The sequence below is a fragment of the Litoribacterium kuwaitense genome, from assembly GCF_011058155.1.
Taxonomy (GTDB): Bacteria; Bacillota; Bacilli; order Bacillales; family DSM-28697; genus Litoribacterium; species Litoribacterium kuwaitense.
On the sequence record NZ_JAALFC010000075.1, the window covers coordinates 1 to 5,315 of the forward strand.

2 protein-coding genes and 2 pseudogenes are annotated in these 5,315 nt (G+C 38.2%); all 4 read left to right on the forward strand.

Features of this window, described 5'->3' with window-relative positions; translation table 11 throughout:
* Nucleotides 1-410 precede the first annotated feature (410 nt).
* Complete coding sequence (locus tag G4V62_RS18610; protein WP_165205089.1) at nt 411-2,708, forward strand: beta-glucosidase; 2,298 nt, start codon at nt 411-413, stop codon at nt 2,706-2,708.
* 289 nt (nt 2,709-2,997) lie between these two features.
* Nucleotides 2,998-3,533: pseudogene (locus G4V62_RS21055) on the forward strand (IS3 family transposase); the annotation flags it as partial.
* A 104-nt stretch (nt 3,534-3,637) separates the two neighbouring features.
* A complete protein-coding gene (locus G4V62_RS18625) occupies nt 3,638-4,957 on the forward strand; it encodes an MFS transporter (RefSeq protein ID WP_246218535.1) in 1,320 nt (439 codons plus the stop codon).
* Nucleotides 4,958-5,163: 206 nt separating this feature from the next.
* Nucleotides 5,164-5,315, forward strand: a pseudogene (locus G4V62_RS18630) (IS5/IS1182 family transposase); the annotation flags it as partial.

Consider the following 5,315-nt stretch of genomic DNA (forward strand, 5'->3'; position numbering starts at 1 on the left):
CGAAAGATAGGATCACGTTTTAACCGTTTGACGAGGTCTTTCATTGTCACGATACGCTCCACCACACGAGCGATCAGTGAATAGACCATGGCGCCATAATTCAGCTCTCTCGGGGCACCTACTTTTTTAGGTTTATCAAAGAGACTCCAAAAAGGCGTCAGGTCGATTGCCGAAAAACAGCTTCAAAATGGTGGGGGAGGTACTTCCTTTTTTGTCTCGGAAGCCTTGCGTGGCAAGACCTTAGAATTATGAAATTTGTTCACCTACTAACTCAATTAAATATTGTCTGAAGTTAAGTGAAAACGCTTAAATAAAAACTATATTTGTACAAAAATAATTATAAATATACAAAAAAATACATTAAAAATGTTTATAATTTAATTACGTCAAATAGTTTTTAGGAGAGCATTATGAATCGAAAAGAGATTATTCAACAATTAATACAAGAATTGACATTGGAAGAGAAAGCAGGATTATGCTCTGGATTGGATTTCTGGCATACAAAGCCCGTAGAACGTTTAGGAATTCCATCCGTGATGGTAACAGACGGGCCACATGGTTTACGAAAACAAAAGCAAGGTAATGATAACCTTGGGCTATTCGACAGTGTTCCAGCAACGTGTTTCCCTTCAGCTGCAGGATTAGCTGGCTCTTGGGACAGAGAACTAATTAACAAAGTAGGTATTGCTTTAGGGAAAGAATGTCAAGCAGAGGATGTTGCGGTACTTCTTGGACCAGGCGCAAACATAAAAAGATCCCCACTTTGTGGACGTAATTTCGAATATTTTTCTGAGGATCCATTTTTATCTTCTGAGCTTGCAGCTAGTCATATTAGCGGAGTACAAAGTCAGGGTGTTGGTACATCCTTAAAGCATTTCGCAGCGAATAATCAAGAACATCGCAGAATGTCCACGAATGCTGTAGTTGATGAACGAACACTAAGAGAGATTTATCTTGCTAGCTTTGAAGGGGCAGTTAAGAAATCACAACCATGGACAGTAATGTGCTCCTATAATCAAGTAAACGGAGAATTTGCTTCTGAAAACAAAACATTACTAACGGATATTCTAAAAGACCAATGGGGTCATGAAGGTTTTGTTGTTACTGATTGGGGAGCAATCAATGAAAGAGTGCAGGGCTTAGAAGCTGGTTTAGAACTCGAAATGCCTTCAAGTAATGGAGAAGGGGATAAAAAAATCGTTGAGGCAATAACAAACGGTAGTCTTTCCGAAGAAGTACTAGACTCTGCAGTTGAAAGATTACTAACAGTTATTTATATGGCAGTGGACCAGAAAAGGGAAAATGCTACATACGATCAGGAGGAACATCATGAGCTTGCTAGAAAAGTAGCTAGCGAGTGTATGGTTCTTCTAAAGAATCAAGATAATATCCTACCACTTAAGAAAGATGGAAAACTTGCGGTTGTAGGGGCATTTGCAAAACATTCAAGGTACCAAGGTGGAGGAAGTTCACATGTAGTTCCTACAAAGTTGGACAGTGTATTTGATGAAATGAAGAAACTTGCCGAAGAGGCAGAGGTAAATTATGCAGACGGATATAAACTTGATTCTGATGAAATAGACGAGGAACTCATATTTGAAGCGAAAGAGTTGGCAAGCCAATCAGATGTAACTGTAATATTCGCTGGCCTTCCAGATCGTTATGAATCAGAGGGTTATGATCGAACACATCTAAGAATTCCTACTAATCATCAACGTCTTATAGAAGCTGTAGCGACAGTACAGAAAAATGTGATTGTTGTTTTAAGTAATGGGGCACCAGTTGAGATGCCTTGGCTTGGAAAGGTGAAAGGGCTACTAGAAGGATATCTCGGAGGACAAGCATTTGGTGGAGCTGTTGCAGATGTATTATTTGGAGCAGTAAATCCATCAGGTAAGCTTGCAGAGACATTCCCAGAAAAGTTAAGTGATAATCCTTCATACTTAAACTTCCCTGGAGAAGGAGACACCGTTGAATACAAAGAGGGAATTTTTGTGGGTTATCGTTATTACGACACAAAAGAGGTTAAGCCATTATTTCCGTTCGGGTACGGGATTAGCTACACAACTTTTGAATACACGGGTATTACAGTAGATAAAAAGGAATTAATGGATAATGAATCAGTGGATGTTCATGTAACAGTGAAGAATACTGGAGATTTATTTGGTAAGGAAGTAATTCAGCTTTATGTAAGAGACCTGGAAAGCACGGTTTCTCGTCCTTTGAAGGAATTAAAAGCTTTTGAAAAGGTTGCCCTTCAACCAGGTGAAGAAACGACAGTTACCTTTACATTAGATAAGCGATCTTTTGCTTACTATAATGTTCAATTGCAGGAATGGCATGTTGAAACTGGAGAATTTAAGTTATTAGTAGGAAAATCTTCTGCTGACATCCTGCTTTCTGAAACAGTAAAGGTGGAGTCTACGATTTCTCTTCCAATTAGCTTCTCAAGAACATCTATAATTGGTGATATCATGGAACACCCTGCGGCCGGACCAATTTTACAAGAAACACTTGCAGAGGTGAACAAGAATAGTGAAATGATGGAGGCAATAGAGGGAGATCAATCCGAGATAATGATGGCAATGATGCGCTATATGCCTCTTCGTGCACTCGTATCTTTCAATGAATCTTTTACAGAGAAGATACTAGCAAATTTACTAGAAAAGTTAAACGAAGCAGTTTCACAAGTAATATCAAGTAAATAGTTCAGCAGATAGCTCCTAATCACTAATCACTAGTCCATTATTTGTGATTAGTGATTAGTGATTAGGATATTTTTTAAGGATTTAAAAGTCCTAAATTTAAGGTGTATTTAATTATGAATTTGATGATAGCCTTAATAAATGGACACGTTAAATTGGGAGGAAAGCATGTATAATGGGAACCAACAATTTAACGGGAGTTCCACCATGAGAAAATCATATGATCATGAATTTAAAATTCAAGCCGTTCAATGGTGAAACAGGATGGTAAGAAGATTGCAGAAGCTGCTCACTGAATCAAGTCTTTCAAGTGGATCGACCAGGGAAAGTTTGGGTTTCTGATATCACGTATATCTGGACAAGTGAAGGGTGGCTCTATTTAGCTTCTGTGATGGACCTTTATTCTCGCCGTGTCATCGGTTGGGACATAAGAGATCGTATGACAAAAGAACTCGTCATCACAGCTTTGAAAAGGGCTATGATCACACAGCCTCCTATGCGTGGCTTAATTCTCATTCCGATCAAGGAAGCCAATATGCCTCCAATGACTATCAAGCATTATTAAGAGAAAATGAAATCAAAACGAGTATGAGTCGAAAAGAAAACTGTTATGATAACGCTTGCATAGAATCCTTTCATAGCATCATTAAGAAAGAGCTTATCTTTCAAGAGCGTTTCAAAACTAGAGAAGAAGCAAAGCGAAATGTATTTAAATACCTGATCAGTTTCTATAACTATAAGAGAATTCACTCAAATAATAATTACATGTCCCCAATTGCTTATGAGAAGAAATACTTTGCGGACTTAAAAGGATCTGTAGCTATGTAAAAAAGATTTATAGTGTTCTCCTAATTCTATGTGTCTATTATATTGACAGAGGACCAATTCGTCAAAACTCTTTTAAAATAGTGAGAAAGCTAGGAGGGTTAAACATGGGTTTAATTAGATCAGAAGAGAACATAGAAATTGCCTCTAGTAGTGGGGAACCACAGGGAGCGAAAATTAGTTTCTCAGAGAAATTAGGATATGGAGTAGGTGATTTAGCAAGTAATCTTATATTTGCTGCAGTATCATCTTTCCTTGTATTCTATTATACAGATATTGCCGGGGCTTCTGCTGCTGCGGTTGGAACGATTATCCTTTTGTCAAGACTCTTAGATGGTTTTACGGACATTGGTATGGGGTTAATCGTTGATAAAACAAATTCTAAGCATGGTAAAGCACGACCATGGTTGTTATGGATGGCCCTCCCTTTTACCATATCTGCTATTATGTTATTTACGGTACCAGATTTTGGAACTGTGAGCATGTTGATTTATATTGCAATTACCTATAACGTGGTTCATATCATCTATACAGCAATTAATATTCCATATGGTGTTTTGAATGCACGAATGACACAAGACAGTTATCAGCGTGCTACGTTAAATATTTTTCGTATGTTTTCAGCAATTATTGCGACAATTATTATTATGTTCTTAACTATTCCTCTTACGGAATTCTTTGGGGGAGGTAAAACTGGTTGGATAGTAACCTTTACTATTTTCGGAGTAATTGCAGGTGTCTTGTTCGTTGTTACATTCCTTACAACAAAGGAACGTGTTTCAGCAGTTAATGTTGATCAATCAAAGGTACCATTAAAGAAAGGTATAAAAGCGTTATCCCAAAATAAGTACTGGGCACTTATGGTATTATTTTCATTAGTCACTTACACAGCCAATGGACTTAATGGTGGGCTTGGTGTGTACTATGCACAGTATATTTTGGGAAATCCAGCATTAGTTGGTCCGCTAGGCTTTGCAGGATTATTTCCTGTTATGATAGGGTTACTATTCGTGGCACCTATTATCAAGAAGTTTGGGAAACGTAATTCCATGATTATCGGATTATTTATTAGTTTAGTTGGAACCCTAATTATTCTTGTTGATCCTGCAAATATTACTTTAGTATTAGCTGGATCTGTCGTCCGTGGTATTGGGGGAATGCCTGTAGTAGCTTCGTTCTTCGCAATGTTAGCGGATACAATTGAGTACGGAGAGTGGAAATCGGGAGTTAGAACAGAAGGCTTAGTTTACAGTGCAGGAAGCTTTGGTACAAAAGTTGGTTCGGGGCTTGGGGCTGCTGCAATGGGTTGGTTACTTGGACTTGGGGGTTATGTTGGAGGAGTTGCTGAACAATCTGAATCAGCCATTTCCATGATTATATTTTTATTTATTTGGGCACCAGCAATCATTGCTGTTATTCAATGGTAATTTTAGCCTTCTATAAGCTAGATAAAATATACCCACAAATTTTAGTCGACCTACACAATAGAAAACAAGATTAATGAAAGACTTAAAAGCAGGGTCGTTCCCCCACTTCTCTATCATTTTACAAAGGTGAGGGAACGACCCTGTTACAACCGTCTTGGGTATCATTGAAAAACTATGTTTTCAAATTTTATAGGCTCTTGCCCAAAATCCGAAAGTATACTTCTCCGGCAAGAGGATCAAAGAAGTGGGGCAAACTGTATAAAGAGCGAACCGCTGTCGAAAGGGTCAACGCATATCTAAAAGAGTTCTTTGGGCTCAATCATGTCCGTCATCGGACAGGTAAGAAGGCAAGGCTTCA

Bases quoted from the DNA above. Each gene is read 5' to 3' on its own strand.
- G4V62_RS18625 (WP_246218535.1), top strand. From the start codon at position 3,638: ATGGGTTTAATTAGATCAGAAGAGAACATAGAAATTGCCTCTAGTAGT.
- G4V62_RS18610 (WP_165205089.1), top strand. From the start codon at position 411: ATGAATCGAAAAGAGATTATTCAACAATTAATACAAGAATTGACATTG.